Raw genomic sequence first — 24,634 nt, forward strand, 5'->3', positions numbered from 1 at the left:
TTATATGGACAACAAACAATTGAAAAAACTTGCAGTTGTATCTGCAATCACATTGTTTTCATCAACAATCTTGTCATCAACAAACTTCCAAAATGGCAAGTTACAACTCGGAACACCGGTTGTTTTAGCTGAAGACCCTCCAGTGGATGAAGATGTTCCAGATGCAAATGAGTTGAAAAAGATTACTGATGCAGAGGCGATATATAGCGATACTTTAGCGTTGCTTGAAGAAGAGAGTTACAGTGACGAAGCTAAAGAGTTTGCGAAATCAGATTTAGATACCATCGATCTCGCCAGTTTAAGAGCAATGAATTACACACGAGCTAAAAATATTGTTGCTCAAATTGATGCACTTTATGCAAAAATAAATGGAACAGACACAACTGCGGATCCCGAACCAAACCCACAACCAACTATTACCAAAGAAACAGAAGTTTTCCCGGTTGGAACCATTTATAGTGAGGATCCTAACTCAGAAGCAAACACTCAAACAGTCATTAGCGAAGGAACGCCAGGTGAGATCACTTATATTGTTACTGATGGTGTACGTGATCAAGGAACTGAAACAACCCCAATGGTACCTAGACGTGTATCAGTAGGAACAAAACCAACGGTAGTTACAGAAGAGATCCCTGCTCCAGCAGATATCGAAGAAAAAGATTCTGAATTAGAAGAAGGGCAACGCGTACTTAAGTCAGCTGGGACAAAAGGAAGTAGAACCACCACGACTACTTATTCTTTAAATCTTACTACAGGTGAGGCAGTAGCCAATACGCCAACGGTAGAAGAAACCCCAGGGACAGCTGCTGTTTATCGTGTGGGCACTAAGAAAGTCGCTCAACCACCAGTTGTAACGACACGTACAGAAGTCATTCCAGTGACAACAGTCTATACGGCAGATCCAACAAAAGAAGCTAATAGTCAAGAAGTAACCTTTGAAGGTACAGCTGGTGAGAAGACTTATACCACAACAGATGGTGTTGAAGATGATGGTGTAGTGACCAAAGTTATGCAGCCTAAGCAAGTAACTGTAGGCACAAAACCAACAGTTGTAACAGAGGCGCTTCCTGCTCCTACTGATATTGAGGAAGAAGATCCTACTTTAGAAGAAGGCAAACGCGAACTTAAGACCCCAGCGGTTGATGGTAGTCGAACAACAACGACAACTTACAGCTTAGACCCAGCAACAGGACTTGTAACAGCTAACGAGCCAGTTGTTGAAGAAACCCCAGGAACAGCTGCTGTTTACCGTGTGGGCACTAAGGAAGTTGCTCAGCCACCAGTTGTAACGACACGTACAGAAGTCATTCCCGTGACAACAGTCTACACGGAAGACCCAACAAAAGAAGCTAATAGCCAAGAAGTGACTTTTGAGGGTTCTGTAGGTGAGCGAACTTACACTACAACAGATGGTGTTGAAGATGATGGTGTAGTGACCAAAGTTATGCAGCCTAAGCAAGTAACTGTAGGCACAAAACCAACAGTTGTAACAGAGGCGCTTCCTGCTCCTGCTGATATTGAGGAAGAAGATCCTACTTTAGAAGAAGGTAAGCGTGAACTTAAGACCCCAGCGGTTGATGGTAGTCGAACAACAACGACAACTTACAGCTTAGACCCAGCAACAGGTCTTGTAACAGCTAACGAGCCAGTTGTTGAAGAAACCCCAGGAACAGCTGCTGTTTACCGTGTGGGCACTAAGGAAGTTGCTCAGCCACCAGTTGTAACGACACGTACAGAAGTCATTCCCGTGACAACAGTCTACACGGAAGACCCAACAAAAGAAGCTAATAGCCAAGAAGTGACTTTTGAGGGTTCTGTAGGTGAGCGAACTTACACTACAACAGATGGTGTTGAAGATGATGGTGTAGTGACCAAAGTTATGCAGCCTAAGCAAGTAACTGTAGGCACAAAACCAACAGTTGTAACAGAGGCGCTTCCTGCTCCTGCTGATATTGAGGAAGAAGATCCTACTTTAGAAGAAGGTAAGCGTGAACTTAAGACCCCAGCGGTTGATGGTAGTCGAACAACAACGACAACTTACAGCTTAGACCCAGCAACAGGTCTTGTAACAGCTAACGAGCCAGTTGTTGAGGAAACCCCAGGAACAGCTGCTGTTTATCGTGTAGGTCTTAAAAAATTAACACCTATTTCTGTACCTGAGATTAAAGAAGAGACAGAGACAGAAACAATCGGCTTTACAACAGAAAAACGCGAGAATCCAGACTTACCAAAAGGTGAAACACGTGTTATCCAAGCAGGAAAAGATGGTGCTCGTACGATTACCTATCGTGTAACAACTGTCGATGGTATTGAGACTGGTCGTGTCGTCTTATCAGATGAGACATCCCCAGCTGTTGTTGAAATCATTGAAGTTGGTACAAAAGATATCGCTGGAACTCCTGTAGTTACAGAAGAGATGGTTACAGAAGCAATCGGCTTTACAACAGAAAAACGTGAGAACCCAGACTTACCAAAAGGTGAAACACGTGTTATCCAAGCAGGGAAAGATGGTGCTCGCACCATTACCTATCGTGTAATAACTGTTGATGGAATTGAAACAAGTCGCGTGGTAGTTTCAGATGAATCAGTAGCCCCAGTTGCTGAAATCATTGAAGTTGGAACCAAAGCTGTGTCATCAAGTGATGAAACTACTAACCAAAGTTCTACGAATGTGGCGACAACTACCAATCCTATTGTGACATCACAATTGACAAAAGTGATTAAAACTACAATTGTTAAGAAAGAATTGCCTAAGACAGGTGAACAACAGTCTATGCTAACTATGGTAGGAATTGCTTTATTAGGAATGGTAACGGCTATCTTTACTCTAGGTAAAAAGAAACCGAAAAATTAAAGTAAAAAAGAGAAATAAGTAATATTTTTGGAGAGAGAAATGCAAAGTGAAAAAACCAAGCGATCCTGGAAAGGTTTGCTAGGTTTCTTTGCGGTTATTGGGGTTGTAATAACCTTATTCATGTCGATATCGAGTGGCATGTTTGCGACCGCAGCGGAACTAGGAAACATTATTACAGGTGAGAACACGAGCACAAAAGCTACTCAAGACGGCTGTGCAATTAAGATTGAAACGACGGAAAAAGTCTCTTGGCAACTACCACGTCAACCGATTGATTTGGTTGTCATCCAAGATGCCAGTGGTTCATTTGAGCAGACAATGCCAAATATTAAAGAGGCATTGAAACGTGTTACTGAAACCACAACAGAAGAAGCTTATGATGAAAAGAATCCTAAGCTAGTCTTTACAGGTGATGCTTCAACAACTGACCGTGTTATGATTACCTCTTATGCAGGTATTGATGCATCGCGTCAGTATGATAATGCTACTAGAGATTACTATGGAAGAGTAACTGGAACAGATAGTAATTTTACAAATTTAGTAAGAGAAGTAAATCAAACTAGTGAATTGTATCGTTTTGATACAAATGGTAAAATGCTAAGTTCAACAGCAGAAATCAATGCTGAGGTTGATAAAATTAGGACAGGTGGAGGTACTCCAACAGTTCCTGCCATCGAAGATGCGATCAAGCAGTATGAAAATGTTAAAGGCGATATGGCTAACGGCCGTAAAACAGTTTTCTTGCTTGTAACAGATGGTATTGCTAATGCTTACCGTGACAATGGTAAGGTTTATATTGACCGAAGCATGTACCGTACTTACAATTTGATGAATGATTGGGGTACAGGTTCACGTATGCCAGAAGCTGCTCAAAACTATCTAGCCCGTGCCAAGGAATTGGAAGAGGCAGGTGTTAAACTTAAAGCTGCTGCTGGTGAAACAGGTAAAGTTGTTGTAGGTTTCTGGGAGGACAAAGCTAAACTCCAAGCATTTGATACAGGTTTTGGATACTTATACGCATATGATAATGCTTTTGGTACTCCGGGTAGCTATACTAATATAACTACTGGGGATAATCGTTCTATTCGAGAAGTCTTTACGACAGCGCTACAATCAGTAGCCTCTAAATCGGATGTTTTACCAACTGGTGAGGCGGCTGATTACTATGTTGAGGATACTAATATTGATCAATTTGCTGCGAAGATTTTAAAATCTATCACAGCTGCTATTACTAAAGAAGATGTTTCAGGAAACTTCACTGTTACCGAAGGTTACACAGTTGAATCTGTCACGATTAATGGCAAACAAGTAGTATCTGAAGTAACGGATGAAGAAAAGCAAGTTCGAGGAATTATTAAACAAGATGGACAAAATGTTACCATTACAGTTCCTGAAAGTGTCTTTAATCCAGGAAATAATGACTTCAACTATGAGTTGAAACGTACTGAAGAAGCAGAGTCTCTAGATGAAGCTGATGAAGTTGAACCACCAGAAAACTACGTACCAGAGAAGACAGAACGTGAAGTTGGTCAATTAGTTGGTACCTTTAAAGTTGGTGACTATGAAAGTGCGCAAATCGGTTCTTCCAAACCAACTAAAGTAGAAGTGACAGATCTTAAGTACTGTTACCCACGTGCTACTAAGGATGTTAAGGATCAAGATGCGACAAACGATACCAATGGTGACGATGGTAAGTCAGGTATCATTGCTGAAGATCCGTTGTTGAAAGCCGCAGGTATTTCACGTCAGACTTACGCGGCAACCCTTTCTGATCAAAGCGAACTATTCACTTATAGTATCCGCTATAACATGTATAACGCGCCTCTTGAAATGGATCGCAACGTTATGCTTGTTGATACTCTAGATTACCGTATCAACTATCAAGATGCTTATGTTACTGATGACATGGGTAACAAATTAAGCGACTTCAAAATCTCAACCAAAGAGATTACAGATGGTAACGGAAACCCTACAACCATTGTCTATGCAACAGTACCTAAGTTACCAGGTGAACAAAGTGAGACTGTTAATGAAGGAGAATACGGCGGTCATAAATTTAAAGTTTATAACCTTGTTGTGACAGCTAAAATCAAAGATGAATATACGTTTGAAAACAATGAGAACGTCTATAAATCTATGATGACTGACAATGGTGGTCTCGGGTTCTTGAACCAAGCACAGATTGTTTGGAATGGTAGCACAGCTGATCCACAAGACAAGGATGCTGAGTTGCGTCGTTCGAATGCGGTTTATGTGGTGCCACCGGTTAAGACAGATATTACGAAGAAAGTATCACAAAATCCTACTGTCGCTGGTACTGATCATCTTGAATTACCAACACGTTTAGATGACTACTACTATCAAATTAGTTCAACATGGCCTGGTTTGTTTGATAGCTATGTTATCGAAGATATCCTTGTTCCAGAATTGATGTCATTACATGATGTTGATAACGACGATAAAGTATTTGTTAATGGACAAGAAGCCCCTACTTTAACGCAGTATTTGAAGAAGGAAACAGTTGAAGTAAATGGCGAACAACGTGATCGTGTTTATTTCGAGTTAAAATCTGCTAATTTAAGCCGTCTACAACTTCGTCGTATTAATGCTGAGATTGAAAAACTCAACGAAGGTAATGACGGTCCTGCTAAGATTACATTGGGTATTAAAGCCCGTATTCGTGATAATGCTGTTTTAGCGAAATATGCAGATGCTAATGGTAAGATTCAAGTTCCAAATACTGCCAATGTTATTTTGAACAATGAATCTCAAACTTCTAATGAAGTTACAGTTAGTCCAAATTCACCAGCAGCGATTAAACGTATTAATGAAGAGAAGACAGAGCTCTTTACTACAGTTAATAAAGATGGTGAAGGCGAAGCCTTTAACTATGATGTTCAAGCAACCCTTCCAAATGATATCAATGATGCTACTGAATACTATATCAAGGACATCCTTGATGATCGTCTTGAGTTAGTTCCAAGTGATAATGCAGCAGATGCTGACAACGATGGTGTTTACATGGTTGGTACAGATGCAGAACACTTTACAACGGAAGTTAAGACAGAGGATGGCAAGCAAGTTGTCTATGCCCGCTTGAAAGAGTCTGCTTTTGACCAAGTAAAAGCGAATGATGTTATCCACCTTGTTATCCATGCTCGTATCAAAGCTGGAGCAACAGGTTCAATTGAAAATACAGCAACTGTTAACTACAACGGTAAACCAACACCACCAACACCACCGGTAGTTGTTACTCCTCCACCAACAGTGACTAAGACAGTAGAACCTACCGTTGAATCACGTGAAGCTAATCTCGAAAACGATCAAGTCCCTGCAGGTACTTATACTGCGAAAATTAACAAAGAGGGTGAAGACATTGAGTTAGCTGTCTGGAATGATCCTTATGTCTATAAAGTTAATTCCGTAGTACCTAAGGGTGCAACAACCTTTACGATTAAAGACGTCTTAATTCCAGAAATGGAAATTGTAGATGCCGTTTCAGATAAAAATCCACGTAAAGTGGAAATTGATGTTGATGGTACGAAAGAATCATTACCAGCTGATCAAATTAAGGTTGATAAATCAGATGTTAATAAGCAAACTATCTCAGTGACTCTAACTGAGGATCAAATTGCTAAATACGCTGATAAGGCAATTACTTTAACATTTACAGCTAAGTTTAAAACAGGTGCTTCATTGACTCAATACATTTCGAAAGAAAATGGATTGCCAAAAGCACCTAATACAGCAACAATCAAGATTAATGATAACCCTGAGGTTGAATCTAATACTGTTACTGTAACACCGCCTATTAACAAACCAGAAATTAAGAAGACGGTAAACAATAAATCACATGCTGATTTGAATGGACGTTATGAACTCTTTACTTATAAGGTTGAAACAAGCGTTCCTTACAATGCCAATGAATTTGTAATTACAGATACCTTGGAGCCAGTTCTTCATTTTATTTCAGATTTAAGTCGAGTAACTTTCAAGATCGGAGATAAGACTTATACAGGCGATGAGTTAGCTGAAATTATCAAGCTCGAAGAAAAAGAGATTGATGGTCAGAAACGTTCAGTTCTTACAGCGACTTTATCAGAGAAGCATATCAAAGGTAATGAAGCGAAACCAGTAGTAATTGAGTTCTTAGCGCAAGTAAATGATGAAGCTGACTTGAGTAAGTACCGTTATGTGAAAGAAAATCACTCTGAGCTTTATGGTACGGATGCTGATCATGCTGAGATCCCGAATGAGGCTTCTTACATTATCAATAATAATGTCAAAGAAGTTTCTAATAAGGTAACGGTAACACCACCAACTCCTACGCCATCTAACCTTGACAAGAAGATTGAAAATGTTTATGCAAAAGAAGATCCAAAACCTCTTGTTGAGCACTTAGATGTTGAAAATGGCAAAGATTACAACTATGTGATTGATGCGACACTTCCTTCAAATATCTTTGAGTATAAGTCATGGATGTTGGAAGATACATTAGACCCACGCCTTGAGTTATCTGATCAAGATGAACCAGTTATCATTGCTGTTCATCCAGATGGTGCACCAGCTTCAGCAGAAGATGAAGCGTACATCAAAGATCACTTTAACATTACTATAGAGGATGCTGAGGTAGACGGTAAGGCGACTAAGAAAGTCGTTGTTAAAGTTCCTGAAGATAAGATGAAGGAACTTCATGACAAGTATCACATTCGCTTATACATTCCAGCCCGTATCAAGGACGGAGTGACAGATACTAACATCCCTAATGATGCTATTAAGACAGGTATCAAACCAAATGGTGAGACTCATGTTGTTAAAACACCACCAGTAACGGTAACACCTCCACAAGAAGTGCCAACACCTAAGAAAACGGTTGATAATCAAGGGGAACTATCCTTAGCAACTCTTGAGCAAGAGTTTACTTATCGTGTTGCAGTAACTGTTCCTGAAAATACCGCGGGTATGAGCAAGTTTGAGCTCAGTGACGATCTCGAAGATATTTTGACCGTTACAGATACTGCTGTTACCATTGATGGTCAAGAGGATGAAAAAGTTAGCGTAACATCTACTAAAGATGCAAATGATGCTAATGGCAAAGTTGTTGCAGCACTTCCAGTTGATGAGATTGCTTCTTACAAAGGTAAAGAAATGATCTTGACTATTAAAGCCCGTATCAAGGATGGTGTATCTGCATCAGAATTGGCTAAATACGTTACAGCTACTAATCAAGATGGTTCAATTCCTAACAAGGCAACTCTGACTGTTGGCGATAAGCCAGAGCAGAAGAAGGACTCTAATGAAGTTCCAGTGACGCCTCCTGGTGAAGATCCAAATGTTTCTAAGAAGATTAATGAAACTGAAGACTCAGCAATTGTCTTGCCAGAAACAGATTACACTTATAACATCAAATCAACGCTTCCAAAAGATATTTCTACTTATAAGAAATTTGTCATTGTTGATGAAGTAGATTCACGCTTAGCTATCCAGGGTACACCTGTGATTAAAGGTGACGCAGCTGATTTCTTCACTGTGAAAGTGACTGGTCAAACAGTAACTGCTGAAATCACTGACTTTGCGAAAGCTAAGGCTTATGCTGGAGAAGCTGTCGAGCTTGTCATTACAGCACAAGTTAAGAAAGATGCAACTCTGGCTGAGGGCGAAGTAGGCATTCCTAACACTTCTAAAGTGACTTACCAAAATAAATCACATGAAGATGGGAAACCAGATAGTGAGACTCCATCAACGCCACCAGTAACTGTTACTCCACCGCCATTGACTAAGAAGATTAACGAAACACTTGATCACTTAGACACAGCGACGAAGACAGATTACACATACAACATCAAGACAACCCTTCCAAGCAACATTGGCGATTACAAGACCTTTGTGATCAATGATGACTTGGATAAGGATCTTGAAGTTCAAGGCACACCAGTGATGACAGGTGCTGCAGCTGACTTCTTCAAGGTCACTGTAGACGGTCAAAAGGTACGTGCTACGATTACTGACTTCGAAGCGGCGAAAGCCATGGCTGGTAAAGAAGTTGAACTTGTGATCACGTCACAAATTCGTGAGGGCGTAACGCGTCAAGCGATCCCTAACGAAGCTACCATCACTTACACGAATAAAGCTAAGGCAGATGGTACACCAGGTGACACAAGCACAACACCACCAACACCGCCAGTAACGGTAACGCCTCCAGGTGAGAACCCAACAGTTGATAAGAAGATTAACGGCAGCGATACTGAGGCAGTTATTCTTCCAGAAACAAACTTCACCTACAATGTTAAGTCAACACTCCCAGTTGACATCACAAGCTACAAGAAATTTGTGATTGTGGATAACTTGGATGAGAACTTGGCAATTCAAGGCACACCTGTTATCACAGGTGATGCGGCTAAATTCTTCGATGTAGCTGTCGATGGTCAAACCGTGACAGCGACAATGAAAGATATCAAAGACGCTAAAGATTTGGCTGGTCAAACCGTTGAGTTAGTCATCACAGCACAAGTGAAAGCAACAAGCACAGCTGCTAAGATTGACAATAAAGCGACAGTCCAATACCAAAACAAATCACACGTTGATGGTGAGCCAGATACAACCGTAGATACGCCACCAGTAACAGTTACTCCGCCGCCATTGACTAAGAAGATTAACGAAACACTTGATCACTTAGACACAGCGACGAAGACAGATTACACATACAACATCAAGACAACCCTTCCAAGCAACATTGGCGATTACAAGACCTTTGTGATCAATGATGACTTGGATAAGGATCTTGAAGTTCAAGGCACACCAGTGATGACAGGTGCTGCAGCTGACTTCTTCAAGGTCACTGTAGACGGTCAAAAGGTACGTGCTACGATTACTGACTTCGAAGCGGCGAAAGCAATGGCTGGTAAAGAAGTTGAACTTGTGATCACGTCACAAATTCGTGAGGGCGTAACGCGTCAAGCGATCCCTAACGAAGCTACCATCACTTACACGAATAAAGCTAAGGCAGATGGTACACCAGGTGACACAAGCACAACACCACCAACACCGCCGGTAACGGTAACCCCTCCAGGTGAGAACCCAACAGTTGATAAGAAGATTAACGGCAGCGATACTGAGGCAGTTATTCTTCCAGAAACAAACTTCACCTACAATGTTAAGTCAACACTCCCAGTTGACATCACAAGCTACAAGAAATTTGTGATTGTGGATAACTTGGATGAGAACTTGGCAATTCAAGGCACACCTGTTATCACAGGTGATGCGGCTAAATTCTTCGATGTAGCTGTCGATGGTCAAACCGTGACAGCGACAATGAAAGATATCAAAGACGCTAAAGATTTGGCTGGTCAAACCGTTGAGTTAGTCATCACAGCACAAGTGAAAGCAACAAGCACAGCTGCTAAGATTGACAATAAAGCGACAGTCCAATACCAAAACAAATCACACGTTGATGGTGAGCCAGATACAACCGTAGATACGCCACCAGTAACAGTTACTCCGCCGCCATTGACTAAGAAGATTAACGAAACACTTGATCACTTAGACACAGCGACGAAGACAGATTACACATACAACATCAAGACAACCCTTCCAAGCAACATTGGCGATTACAAGACCTTTGTGATCAATGATGACTTGGATAAGGATCTTGAAGTTCAAGGCACACCAGTGATGACAGGTGCTGCAGCTGACTTCTTCAAGGTCACTGTAGACGGTCAAAAGGTACGTGCTACGATTACTGACTTCGAAGCGGCGAAAGCAATGGCTGGTAAAGAAGTTGAACTTGTGATCACGTCACAAATTCGTGACGGCGTAACGCGTCAAGCGATCCCTAACGAAGCTACCATCACTTACACGAATAAAGCTAAGGCAGATGGTACACCAGGTGACACAAGCACAACACCACCAACACCGCCGGTAACGGTAACCCCTCCAGGTGAGAACCCAACAGTTGATAAGAAGATTAACGGCAGCGATACTGAGGCAGTTATTCTTCCAGAAACAAACTTCACCTACAATGTTAAGTCAACACTCCCAGTTGACATCACAAGCTACAAGAAATTTGTGATTGTGGATAACTTGGATGAGAACTTGGCAATTCAAGGCACACCTGTTATCACAGGTGATGCGGCTAAATTCTTCGATGTTAAGGTTGATGGTCAAACCGTGACAGCGACAATGAAAGATATCAAAGACGCTAAAGATTTGGCTGGTCAAACCGTTGAGTTAGTCATTACAGCACAAGTGAAAGCAACAAGCACAGCTGCTAAGATTGACAATAAAGCAACAGTCCAATACCAAAACAAATCACACGTTGATGGTGAGCCAGATACAACCGTAGATACGCCACCAGTAACAGTTACTCCGCCGCCATTGACTAAGAAGATTAACGAAACACTTGATCACTTAGACACAGCGACGAAGACAGATTACACATACAACATCAAGACAACCCTTCCAAGCAACATTGGCGATTACAAGACCTTTGTGATCAATGATGACTTGGATAAGGATCTTGAAGTTCAAGGCACACCAGTGATGACAGGTGCTGCAGCTGACTTCTTCAAGGTCACTGTAGACGGTCAAAAGGTACGTGCTACGATTACTGACTTCGAAGCGGCGAAAGCCATGGCTGGTAAAGAAGTTGAACTTGTGATCACGTCACAAATTCGTGAGGGCGTAACGCGTCAAGCGATCCCTAACGAAGCTACCATCACTTACACGAATAAAGCTAAGGCAGATGGTACACCAGGTGACACAAGCACAACACCACCAACACCGCCGGTAACGGTAACCCCTCCAGGTGAGAACCCAACAGTAGAGAAGAAAATCAATAAAGAGTTGACTGAGTTGGATATCGATACTGAAAAAGATTACGATTACAACATCACAACGACTCTTCCAGTTGACATCACAAGCTACAAGAAATTTGTGATTGTCGATGAGTTGGATAAAGACCTTGAAGTTCAAGGTACCCCAACTATCACAGGTGATGCGGCTAAATTCTTCGATGTTAAGGTTGATGGTCAAACCGTTACAGCGACAATGAAAGATTTCAAAGACGCTAAAGCGTTGGCTGGTAAACCAGTTGAACTTGTGATTACCTCACAAATTCGCGAAGGTGTGACACGTCAAGCAATTCCAAATACAACGAAAGTGACTTACCAAAACAAATCACACGTTGATGGTAAGCCTGATAGTGAAACGCCACCAACACCGCCGGTAACGGTAACCCCTCCAGGTGAGAACCCAACAGTTGAGAAGAAAATTAATAAAGAGTTGACTGAGTTGGATATCGATACTGAAAAAGATTACGATTACAACATTAAAACGACTCTTCCAGTTGACATCACAAGCTACAAGAAATTTGTGATTGTCGATGAGTTGGATAAAGACCTTGAAGTTCAAGGTACCCCAACTATCACAGGTGATGCGGCTAAATTCTTCGATGTTAAGGTCGATGGTCAAACCGTGACAGCGACAATGAAAGATTTCAAAGACGCTAAAGCGTTGGCTGGTAAACCAGTTGAACTTGTGATTACCTCACAAATTCGCGAAGGTGTGACACGTCAAGCAATTCCAAATACAACGAAAGTGACTTACCAAAATAAATCACACGTTGATGGTAAGCCTGATAGTGAAACACCACCAACACCGCCAGTAACGGTAACCCCTCCAGGTGAGAACCCAACAGTTGATAAGAAGATTAACGGCAGCGATACTGAGGCAGTTATTCTTCCAGAAACAAACTTCACCTACAATGTTAAGTCAACACTCCCAGTTGACATCACAAGCTACAAGAAATTTGTGATTGTGGATAACTTGGATGAGAACTTGGCAATTCAAGGCACACCTGTTATCACAGGTGATGCGGCTAAATTCTTCGATGTAGCTGTCGATGGTCAAACCGTGACAGCGACAATGAAAGATATCAAAGACGCTAAAGATTTGGCTGGTCAAACCGTTGAGTTAGTCATCACAGCACAAGTGAAAGCAACAAGCACAGCTGCTAAGATTGACAATAAAGCGACAGTCCAATACCAAAACAAATCACACGTTGATGGTGAGCCAGATACAACCGTAGATACGCCACCAGTAACAGTTACTCCGCCGCCATTGACTAAGAAGATTAACGAAACACTTGATCACTTAGACACAGCGACGAAGACAGATTACACATACAACATCAAGACAACCCTTCCAAGCAACATTGGCGATTACAAGACCTTTGTGATCAATGATGACTTGGATAAGGATCTTGAAGTTCAAGGCACACCAGTGATGACAGGTGCTGCAGCTGACTTCTTCAAGGTCACTGTAGACGGTCAAAAGGTACGTGCTACGATTACTGACTTCGAAGCGGCGAAAGCCATGGCTGGTAAAGAAGTTGAACTTGTGATCACGTCACAAATTCGTGAGGGCGTAACGCGTCAAGCGATCCCTAACGAAGCTACCATCACTTACACGAATAAAGCTAAGGCAGATGGTACACCAGGTGACACAAGCACAACACCACCAACACCGCCGGTAACGGTAACCCCTCCAGGTGAGAACCCAACAGTAGAGAAGAAAATCAATAAAGAGTTGACTGAGTTGGATATCGATACTGAAAAAGATTACGATTACAACATCACAACGACTCTTCCAGTTGACATCACAAGCTACAAGAAATTTGTGATTGTCGATGAGTTGGATAAAGACCTTGAAGTTCAAGGTACCCCAACTATCACAGGTGATGCGGCTAAATTCTTCGATGTTAAGGTTGATGGTCAAACCGTTACAGCGACAATGAAAGATTTCAAAGACGCTAAAGCGTTGGCTGGTAAACCAGTTGAACTTGTGATTACGTCACAAATTCGTGAAGGTGTGACACGTCAAGCAATTCCAAATACAACGAAAGTGACTTACCAAAATAAATCACACGTTGATGGTAAGCCTGATAGTGAAACACCACCAACACCGCCGGTAACGGTAACACCACCAACTCCAAATACTCCTCCAATTGAGAAGAAAGTAAATGGTGCTGATAGTGCTAACCTTGAAGCACGTCAAGAAGTGTTCACATACACGATTGACACTGCTGTACCAACTGGTGCTCATGCTTTTGAAATAACAGATACTTTAGAAGATGTTTTAACGTTTGAGGGTGATGTAACTGCAACCTTGGATGATAAAGCTATCTCTGCTGATCAAATCAAGATTGACGGTCAGACGGTAACTGTTAAATTGACAAAAGAGCAAGTTCGTAAACAAGCTGGTAAGGCTGTTCATGTTGAATTCTCAGCTAAGGTTAAGGATGGAGCAAATCTAACACCTTACATGACTGATGGTAAAACAAGTATTCCAAATACTGCAAGCTACATCATCAATAATAATCCAGATACTAAGAAAGATTCTAACACTGTTCCTGTTGTTCCTCCGACACCAAATGAACCAGGAATTGATAAGAAGATTAATCGCGATTTAACACATCTTGATATTGAAGAGAATAAATCGTACATGTACAATGTCAATGTGGACCTTCCACAAGATATTGCAACTTACAAAGAATTTATTGTAACTGATAATCTTGTCGATGCTCTTGCTATCAATGGTGATGTTGTTGCCTACGTAGATGGATATTCAACAGATGCTATTAAAGTTGATGTTGCTGGTAATAAGGTGACAGCAACGGTTACAGACTTTGCTAAATTAGCTGGATTTAAGGAAATTCAACTCTACATTCCAGCCATCATTGCAGATGCTACGAAGGCAAGTGAATATGTAGACAATAAAGTACCAAATACAGCTCGTCTTGACTTTGTTGACAGTAACGGAGTTAAGAAAAACAAAGAGACAAACCCTGTAACGGTAACGCCGCCAACTCCACCAACTCCACCAAATACGCCGAAAGAGCCAACTCCAGATGCCCCTCGTAAGACGGTTAGTCTTGTAGATGGTTTAGAACAGGCGGAGTACTTGAGACTTCCTGAAGCAAGCCAAGCCTTCCGATTCGATATCAAATCAGTTGTTCCAAAAGACCAAGCTGAAGATAATCGTCTTGACTTGTCAAGTATTACTATCACAGATACACTTGATCCACTATTTACAGTGAAGAAAGAAAATGTATTTGTTAAGATTACAGGTAATGCTCCGGCAGAAGCAAACTTCATTGATGAAGATGTAGCGAAAGCAGTAGCTGACTTGAAGGATGCTGAAGATAAGCTCAAAGAATTGAAGGCTTCAAGTAATAAAGAGGCTGCCTTGACTGAGCTAGAAGCAGCTAAGAAAACTGTGGCAGATCTCGAAGCTAAATTGGAAGCTGACAATAAAGTACTTGCTGAGTTGAAAGCAGCTTCAACTACTGAAACATCTGATGCAACAGCTGAAACTGAAACATCTTCAGAAGAGGTAACTGATAATAGTGCAGCTATCGCTGAACAAGAAAAAGTTATCGCTAATGATAAGGCTCAGTTGGAAACAGCTAAGACAGCATTGGCAACTGCGGAAACAGCAGTGGCTGAAGCTAAGACAGCAGCAGAGATTCAGGTTGACATTAGCAATCAAGAAAAAGTAATTGCAGAAGCTAAATCAGTTAAAGAGAAAGCTGAAGAACGCCAAAAGAAATTACAAGCGCGTCTAACTTCACTTGCTAAGCTAACTGCTAAAGGTGAGTTGACTAACGAAGCGATTGCTGAACTTGGTGGTAACATCAGCATAACTGATAATGGTCGCACTGTAATGGTTGACTTCTCAGATGAGTACACTATGGAAGCCCTCAAAGGCTACACAGTGAATGTGATTATCTACTCAAGTATCACTGATGTGACTGCTTTGAAAGATGCTCACTTCACGAAAGGTATTGATAATACTGCAACAGTACAATTCAACCACGATCCAAGTGTGAACCTCACTAAGAAGACTAATACGGTAAGGGTTGTTCCTCCTAAGAAGAATACTCCTCCTAAGGGACAAACGCCTCCACCTCCAAAAGGTGAGTTGCCACGCATACCAGAACGAAAACCAAAACCTAAGCATATTCCTCCAGCAAATACGCCAAAAGCTAAGAAGAAATTACCAAGCACATTGCCTAAGACAGGTGAATCATCATCTCATCTAGGATTGATTGGTTTGGGAATTGTTAGCCTAGGAAGTCTCGCCTTCTACATGGTGTCAAGAAAGAAAAGAGATTTCTAAGTATTTAGAGGTATAAGGCAGGTTGATGGTAAGGTCAACTGTTCATAGAAGAGAGAACGAAAGTTCTCTCTTTTTTGGTTATTTGGGTTCTTCATTGTAGCAGGTGTCTTATAGTTTTAGAGTTTACTACTCATTGAAAATCAAAATCTGATGTTGTCAAGTTTACCTTGATGAACTGTAGTTCTATCTGCGGGTCCTTTTATAGTCAAATTTTGATTGTCTTCGAGTATAATAATCAACTAGCCCAATCCTCCAATAAGAAGGTATTTGGAAAAAAATCTAGAATTGTTCCCTATTTAGGGGTCACAGTGACTCTTTTTAGCGATAATCTTCTTGTATGATTTGTGACCATGACAAATAGGATAGAGTATCTTTATTATGTGGAGGCGCCTTCTATTTAGATGCTTACCTAGTTGGTTCAAGTTCGGAATCGCATGATAAAATGTCAGTGCATCGGCTATTCAGCTGTGATTGTCCGAAGCTAAAGCACCTAATCAACTGTGTCAGAGAGAATTGCTTATCGTTCTCCAATTACTGTGTTAGGATGTTATAACGATGATTATATAGAAAGAGGTTGGACTTTATGCCCAACCTCTCTTTGTATGATCTTTTAGCGAGTATTAGAAGTGTATTATGAGATGAGAGAAGCTAAAAGTCATTATGGATAGTTATTATTTTTTGGCTTTAGACAGACTGACCCAGGTATCTCGGCTACCAATTTTAATACAGATACCGTTGCTTGCTTTATCAATTTTTGAAACCTTATATTGTCCTGGTAAGGTAAAGTAGTCTCCAGGATACAGAACCTGATCTCCTGATTTTTTCCCATTTCTATCGGTTTCGATAGCGGGAGTCGGATCGATGTAGTTAAGTGATGTAGGTGTCCCTCCAGCTAGATCGCTACTTGAAATAAGGCCTCCGCTCACGTTGGCGGTCACTTTAAAGGCTTCTGAGAAATAGACAACATCTCCAACTGCGATGGTATTGGTTGTTTTATTGCTAGTAGGTTGGCTGCTAGAGACAGGAGCTGTCTGAGATGATTCGGCTGTTGATGTTGTGCTTAATGGTTCAACAGCGATATAGCGTCTGACACCGCTAGCACTGATATAACTAATCCACTTGTAACCATCGGCTTCTAGTGTTTTATCATAAACAACGGATTGCCCTTTATCATAGAAGGCTACTTCTGTAGCAGATTGTTTAGGTTCATTCTTTATAGAAGAACGTGTCGTGAATTGATAGGTACCACTCGAAGCTAGTGTCTTTGTGCTTGTATTGGTTGTTGTTGGACTAGGAGCTCCTGTGGTAGTTGTGGTAGTCGTTGTTTTGTCTAGCGGGCTAATTGGAATATAGCGTCTCATGCCACTTCCAGCAATATAGCTGATCCATTTGTAGCCATCGGCTTCTAGCGTTTTATCATAAACAACCGATTGTCCCTTATCATAAAAGGCTAGTTCTGGACTAGATAGTTTGGGCTCTGCTTTGATAGAAGCACGGCTGGTGAAATTATAGGTTCCATGTGTATTAAGTTGGGCAGTTGATGTGGAAGTAGGACTTGTTGTTGATTGACTCGTTGTTGTTTTTCCAATATCTTTGAAGTGAATATAACCAGACACCTTACTTTTATGGAAGCTACGTTTCCAATATTTTTCAGGGCCTTGTCCTGCATCGTAATTGTACTCCTCGATAGTAACCGTATCACCATTTACTTCTGCAACCCAGGCGACATGGCCATAACTACCTGCTCCATTGACACCATTGCCAAACCAAGCGACTGAACCAACTGCAGGATTCATATCGACACGGTAGCCTTGAGATTTAGCAACACCTCCCCAAGTAATAGCATTGCCGTAACCACCGGGTAGGGTAAACCCATTGGCTGAACTCAATCGAAAAGCTACAAAAGAAGTACATTGCCGTTTGTACATTCCCCAACTATCAGCTCCCCCACCATATTTCCATTGGCTGGGATAGTTGTCTCCTAATACGGCAGCTTGGGCGATGGACTGTCCAGTTGATAGTCCAGTTCCAGCTAAAATAAGAGCAAGTGCACTTACGGTTGTAAACTTAGATTTAAATGTCATTCAATATCCTCCTGCTTATCTATTCGACAAACACCGTTTAAAATGACAATTTTTCTGAAAAAATGTCAGAAAATGACAATAACAGTCCTTTATTGTGACGAACAAGTCTAATATTACAGAGGAACAACAGTTTCTTTAAAGAGCCTCCTGATTGCTTTTTCTTATTCAAATTTATGTTAAGATGTATAAAGTTATCAAAAAAGAAATAGGTAGTATTAAAAATGAAACTCACAAAGAAAATGCTTTTAGCCTCAACCGTAACTCTCTCTTTGGCGTCAGGATTGGCTGTACAAGCTGAAGAAATGCCATGGACACCACGTAGCGTTGACGAAATCAAATCAGATATTGTCAATGTGGAAGAAACATCAACTTATACTGTTCAATACGGTGACACTTTGAGCACAATCTCAGAAGCTATGGGGATCGATATGAATGTTCTTGCTAATATCAATAACATTGCTAATATTGATTTGATTTTCCCAGAGACCGTTTTGACCACTAGAGTTAATCAACATAATGAGGTAACATCTGTTCAAATTGAAACGCCTGCTGTGCAGGAAAATCAAGAAGGGATGACAGCTTCAGCTGATTTGGCTAAAAATGAAGTTGTTGTTGATGATCAAACGGTTCAAGTGGAGGATTTGACTGCTCCTGCAGAAGAAGTTAGTAGTGAAACAGCTTTGTCAGAAGCAAGTCTAGCGCCTACTTTTGAAACAAGCCCAGCAAGCTCTGAATACACAGATACTTCTGCACCAGCTTCTCTTGAAGTAAGCTCTGAGACATCAGAAGCTAACCAAGTTTCATCTACCAGTAAACAAGATAGCGTAGCCACGACATCTGCTACACCAGTTACTGAGGCGCCAGCTCAAACAGTGACAAGTGCTACTCAAGCGACATCAAATCCAGCAAATGCTGGGCTCCAGCCTCAAGTAGCAGCTTACAAAGAGGAAGTGGCAGCCAAATATGGTATTACGGCATTTAGTCTTTATCGTGCGGGCTCAAATGACGATCACGGTAAAGGTCTAGCGGTGGACTTCATGGTCCCTGTTAGCTCTGCGCTTGGTGATCAAGTAGCTCAGGATGCTATTAATAATATGTCCAGTCGTGGTATTTCTTACATCATCTGGAAGCAACAGTTCTACGCACCGTTTGATAGCATTTATGGACCAGCCTACACATGGAATCCAATGCCAGATCGTGGCAGCGTGACGGAAAATCATTATGACCATGTGCATGTTTCCTTTAATGGGTAGATCTGAAAAGTTAGAAAGAAATCACCTTTAGAAAACTTTAAGCAAGCCTTGCTATACTATAGTCATTCCTAAATAACTTTTTCATAATCTCCGAAAACCACTGGCTTATGCTGGTGGTTTTTATTTGTGAATAATGGTGAAGCAGAGTTTGAGAGTTAGCTATCTATTTATAGATAAGATAAATATTGATGATGTCAGAGAATTATAGTCAAAAAATTAAGGAGATGAGAGGTTGGTTTTTTGGTATAATTAAATTATTTATGAATTTAACGAAAGTAGGAAAACAAGAATGGTATTAGGCATAGAAAAATTCAAAAATCATGATAAAGAGATTTTAATAAATAAAATATTAAATGAAATTAAATTTAATAAAAGATTGATATACAATTGGAGTGATTGGTTCGATAGTGATTCACAATCAGATGTAAGAAAATTTATTAAATCTGAAATTGACATAGTATTGAAAACTTTACAACAAAAGACTTTTTCTGTAGGAAAAATTGATGCTATTCCATTATATAAAGGATTAAGTAATGAAGATCAGAAAACTCAAACTGAAGATGAACCTACAGTGATTTCATTCGCGTCAGATAAGAGAATAGAGCCTAACAAAGTTGAATATAACTATTTTATAAAGACTTCTTTTCAAGATTTTATTTTAGGAGCTGTTTGGATTGAGACAATAGGTAAACTTATTGATTCAACTTTTTCTTGTGAAGTATATGCTAATAGGATCTCACAGACAAATTTTAGTTTTTTTAAGCCTTATTATTCTGCATATTCAAGTTTTAGAGATTCAAGTTTTAGTAAAATGAAAACATGGGTAGAGGACAATGATACTGGTGTTTTTGTTCAAACTGATTTAACAAGGTGCTTTTATCATTTCAATATAGAACAATTAAAAGAAAAAGTGGATGGAATATTTATTGATATTATTAAATTAGACTCAAAATTAAGTTATACAGATATTGATACATTGAAATATATAAATCAGTGTGTCTTTCAGATTATTGACCAATACAATAAATTACAAGATGTGAAAATAATAAAGGAAAATAAAGGATTCGATGATTTTTTACCTATAGGTTTTTTGCCGAGTGCTATCTTGGTAAATCTATATTTGACAGACCTTGACCGAGAGATAAAAAATTTATATAATCCTGTCCAATATGGAAGATACGTTGATGATATTGCATTTCTTATTAAAAAAGATGTATCAATTAACGAGCAAAAAGATGTTGTAAAGTCAATATGTAATACATTGAAAATAATTTCTGAAAGAGATGCACTATCAAATAAAAATATCCATTTAAATATTTCAAAAACCATAATTTTCTTGATTAATGAAAAAAATGATAAGAATTTTTTAAATAAATTTGAAAGAGAGACTCAAATTTTATCAAGTGACAGTTTCCGTTTGATAGATCCTCAGGATTTTGAAGAAGAATTTAATGATGCATATAGTTTAACTAAGGATATCACCAAATTATCTGATATGTTTACAATAACTAGAGATAAAAAGCATATTAGTAGAATGATTTCGACAATTTACTATTATATTTATAGTAGTTTAAAGGATTCAAAGCACTCGGATATCACAAGTTTATCTGGCAAATTTATAGAATTTTTATATTCCTTTGTGGACGACGAATTCTTTTTGGATTTGTATGATTATTGGAATTTTTTAATGGTTATAGAATTAGTGTCGTTAGAGTCTCCATCAGTGTTTATAAAAGGAAATGCTATTAATAAATTAAAAATATTTACAAAGATTAGAGAGATGAAATTTAGATATGAAGATTTATCTTTTATAAAGAGGTATGAAAATATATTAATTAAATTATTTTATACGAAGCAGGAAAGTTTACTATCAAAAATACAGCAACATCTTAGACTACCTAAATACAAAAATGAAATTGCCTTCGAGAATGCATATCTCTTAAACTATGAATTACAATTAAGGAAATTATGGAAAATTATAAATAAAATTTCTCAAGATGAAGAAGATATATACCAAGAATTTATTGATTATTCTAAAAATTCATGGAATGTTAAAAAAGATGGTTTTTTGGAATATGAACCAAAAAATAAATTTGTTGTAGGGCAAAGTAATTTTTATGATTATAAAGATAGAAGAGAATTTTTTTTAAAGAATGTTGACAATTTGTCAAATCTGAGTGATATTATCGAAATACAAAATCAATCTAACAAGGAAAAAGTAGATATTTTATTATATCCTGAGCAAGGTGTTAGTATACAAGATTTAGCCAATGTAATTCATTTTGGTGTTAAAACAAAGACAATGATAATAGGGGGACTGGATTTTATATTTATAAACGGCTATATATTTAATTTAACTTTTATTGTAAAACCTATAAAAAAAGTACACAGTGGGAAGGAGTATAGAGATGCGATCTTATATTTAATACCTAAAATTTATCCTTCCCCAGAGGAGTATGAAACTTTTCATAATTCTAGACCAAAACTTCCAAAGTTTAAAAACTGGGAGATGTATATCCCTTCTCCGGAAGATTGGAGAGAAAAACATACAATTTATTTTAGGGGTAGTTCTCAAGCGGTGTTGAATTGTTATGAAGCGACTTCAATGGATTTAAAGTATGAAATATCCAAAAATAATCCAGAAATAGTCCATCTAATTACAAACAATCGTGATATTAAATATTATTTTCAAATTGCTGAAAATTTGTCGAGAGATTTAATGTCTATATCTACAATTACTAATTATTCAAAATTAGGAGGTGTTGAGGTCTATGCCCCATATAAACTAGAATATAGACGACAAATTACTATGCATAAAGGATCAAAGAATACTCATATAGATATCTGTGAAATTAATATAGATGATATTATTTCTAAAAGATATGACAATTTAAATGAAATAATGAAGCAGAATCCACCTAAGTATTATTATGGAAATATAAGAGGATATTGATAGTGAGAAATTTCTTGGAGATCGTTTTGAATTGGATAGCACCTGTGATAGGAATATTTGGTTTCTTACAGTTTTTGGAACCAGAATTTGATAAAGATTTTTGGTTTTTTGAGTTAGTAGTTATTGTTATATCAATTTTATTAACTTTAATTTTCAAGTTATTGTTATATATTTTTTTAGATAATTATGAATTTAAGGATTCAGATAGGTCTAAGCTTCATTTGAAAATAGAATATGGGGACATATTTAAAAGTAAATTTAATAGTTTTGTACGTGTAATACCAGTAGATTTTTGTTTAGACACTAATGACGATAAAAAAATTAGAGAGAAATCATTGCAAGCTAAATTTATGTCTGATACTGCTTCAGCTGATATTTTAGATGTATTAAGAGAAAAAAAAAAGATAGAGTTTTGGAGTATAACGAAGAATATTATCTCCTTCGTATTTCAAATTTTACTAAAGATTATCATATAGAGCTTTCCAATTATGAAAAGTATTTTGAAATGATATATGAATTATGCAAAAAAATGGATAATGCTAATGGAAACCGAAAATTTGCATGCTCTGTCATTGGAGGAAACATTCGTTTTAAGGATAATAACATGGTTTCATCAATGCAAAGGTTGCAATTACTAAAGCTTGCTATCGAGACATATAATTTTCACCAAGAAATTGAAGTGAAAATTATTGTAAAAAGAGACTGGAATAATTTAAAAAAGTATAATTTGAGAAATATTTAAATTATCAACTAAAAATTCTCATCACGTTTTTTATACGAACTTTTTTTTGTTTCTTGTCATATTCTTCTGGTTATCACTCTAAATCGACGAACAAATATGTTATAATACCATTGTATAAATAAATAAAACGAACATTGTTTCGTTGGTATTAAGATGTGAGGTATCTTATATTATGAAACTCTTAGTTGTTGGTTCTGGTGGTCGTGAGCATGCGATTGCTAAGAAACTCTTGGAATCATCGCAGGTTGAGCAGGTTTTTGTGGCTCCTGGGAATGACGGCATGACTTTAGATGGACTAGATTTGGTAGATATCGGAATTTCCGAACATTCTAAGTTGATTGACTTTGCTAAGGAAAATGATATTGCTTGGACGTTTGTCGGTCCAGATGATGCTTTAGCTGCTGGGATTGTGGATGATTTCAATGCAGCTGGACTCAAAGCTTTTGGTCCCTCACGTCAAGCCTCGGAACTAGAATGGTCAAAGGATTTTGCCAAAACCATCATGGCCAAATACCATGTGCCAACGGCTAAGTACGAAACGTTCACTGATTTTGAAAAAGCTAAGGCCTACATCGAGGCGCAAGGGGCACCAATCGTGGTCAAGGCGGATGGCTTAGCGCTAGGTAAGGGTGTCGTCGTGGCAGAAACGGTCGAGCAAGCAGTCGAAGCAGCGCGCGACATGCTCTTGGACAACAAGTTCGGCGATTCAGGTGTGCGCGTGGTTATCGAAGAATTCCTTGATGGAGAAGAGTTTTCTCTCTTTGCCTTTGTCAATGGCGAGAACTTCTATATCATGCCAGCGGCCCAAGACCATAAGCGAGCTTATGATGGCGATAAGGGGCCTAACACAGGTGGCATGGGGGCTTATGCGCCGGTCCCTCACTTGGATCAAGCGGTCATCGATCAGGCTATTGAAACCATCGTGAAGCCAGTTTTAGCAGGAATGGTGGCAGAAGGTCGTCCCTATCTTGGAGTTCTTTATGCAGGTCTCATTTTGACAGCTGACGGTCCCAAGGTCATTGAGTTCAATTCTCGTTTTGGTGATCCTGAGACGCAGATTATTCTCCCTCGTCTGACCTCTGATTTTGCGCAGAACATCACCGATATTTTGAATGAGAAGACTCCTGACATCACTTGGCTTGAAGATGGTGTGACTTTGGGAGTAGTCGTGGCTTCAGAGGGCTACCCGCTGGATTATCAAAAGGGTGTGGTCTTGCCAGAAAAGACCTCTGGCGATATTGTTACCTATTACGCCGGTGCGCGTTTTGCGGAAAATGGCAAAGCCCTGCTCTCAAACGGCGGACGAGTTTACATGCTGGTCACCACAGCAAATACCGTCCAAGCTGCGCAGGAAAAAATCTACAAAGAACTAGACAATCAAAACACCGATGGACTCTTTTATCGAAACGACATCGGAAGCAAAGCGATTAAGGATTAGAAACACAACTGAATCAGCGAGGCGAAGCCTCGCAAAGCCGGTATTTTTCGCTGTGGTAAAAAGACAAACAATCATGGAATGATTGTTTGTCTCGGAAGTTTTGAGACCTTAGGCTCAAAACTTAGTCAAGGAAC

At 39.3% G+C, this 24,634-nt stretch carries 7 protein-coding genes and 1 pseudogene; 7 read left to right on the forward strand and 1 reads right to left on the reverse strand.

The annotated features are described in order from the left end of the window. Window positions 1-4 precede the first annotated feature (4 nt). Window positions 5-2,854, forward strand: a complete 2,850-nt coding sequence (locus C0J00_RS00350) for a G5 domain-containing protein (protein WP_104967057.1) — start codon at window positions 5-7, stop codon at window positions 2,852-2,854. A gap of 39 nt (window positions 2,855-2,893) precedes the next feature. Further along, window positions 2,894-16,030: an isopeptide-forming domain-containing fimbrial protein gene (locus C0J00_RS00355; RefSeq protein ID WP_104967058.1), complete on the forward strand. Its 13,137-nt coding sequence runs from the start codon at window positions 2,894-2,896 to the stop codon at window positions 16,028-16,030. 1,070 nt (window positions 16,031-17,100) lie between these two features. Here C0J00_RS00355 and C0J00_RS10510 read toward each other — a convergent pair. Further along, window positions 17,101-18,114, reverse strand: a pseudogene (locus C0J00_RS10510) (SH3 domain-containing protein); the annotation flags it as partial. Between the two features lie 221 nt (window positions 18,115-18,335). Here C0J00_RS10510 and C0J00_RS00365 point away from each other — a divergent pair. The 5 genes from C0J00_RS00365 to purD all read left to right on the forward strand — a co-directional run bounded on the left by C0J00_RS00365 (window position 18,336) and on the right by purD (window position 24,500). Then, window positions 18,336-19,367, forward strand: a complete 1,032-nt coding sequence (locus C0J00_RS00365; protein ID WP_104967060.1) for a LysM peptidoglycan-binding domain-containing protein — start codon at window positions 18,336-18,338, stop codon at window positions 19,365-19,367. Window positions 19,368-19,656: 289 nt separating this feature from the next. Continuing rightward, entirely contained in the window at window positions 19,657-22,320 is a 2,664-nt protein-coding gene (locus tag C0J00_RS00370) for an RNA-directed DNA polymerase (RefSeq protein ID WP_104967061.1), read from the forward strand. A gap of 26 nt (window positions 22,321-22,346) precedes the next feature. Further along, window positions 22,347-22,796 carry a macro domain-containing protein gene (locus C0J00_RS00375; RefSeq protein ID WP_158667292.1) on the forward strand — a complete coding sequence of 150 codons (450 nt, stop codon included), beginning with the start codon at window positions 22,347-22,349 and terminating at the stop codon, window positions 22,794-22,796. A 29-nt stretch (window positions 22,797-22,825) separates the two neighbouring features. Continuing rightward, window positions 22,826-23,062 carry a hypothetical protein gene (locus tag C0J00_RS00380; RefSeq protein WP_104967063.1) on the forward strand — a complete coding sequence of 79 codons (237 nt, stop codon included), beginning with the start codon at window positions 22,826-22,828 and terminating at the stop codon, window positions 23,060-23,062. A gap of 172 nt (window positions 23,063-23,234) precedes the next feature. Next, a complete protein-coding gene (purD, locus tag C0J00_RS00385; protein WP_104967064.1) occupies window positions 23,235-24,500 on the forward strand; it encodes a phosphoribosylamine--glycine ligase in 1,266 nt (421 codons plus the stop codon). The last annotated feature ends 134 nt before the right edge of the window (window positions 24,501-24,634 follow it).

Source organism: Streptococcus pluranimalium (assembly GCF_002953735.1).
GTDB classification, from domain to species: Bacteria; Bacillota; Bacilli; order Lactobacillales; family Streptococcaceae; genus Streptococcus; species Streptococcus pluranimalium.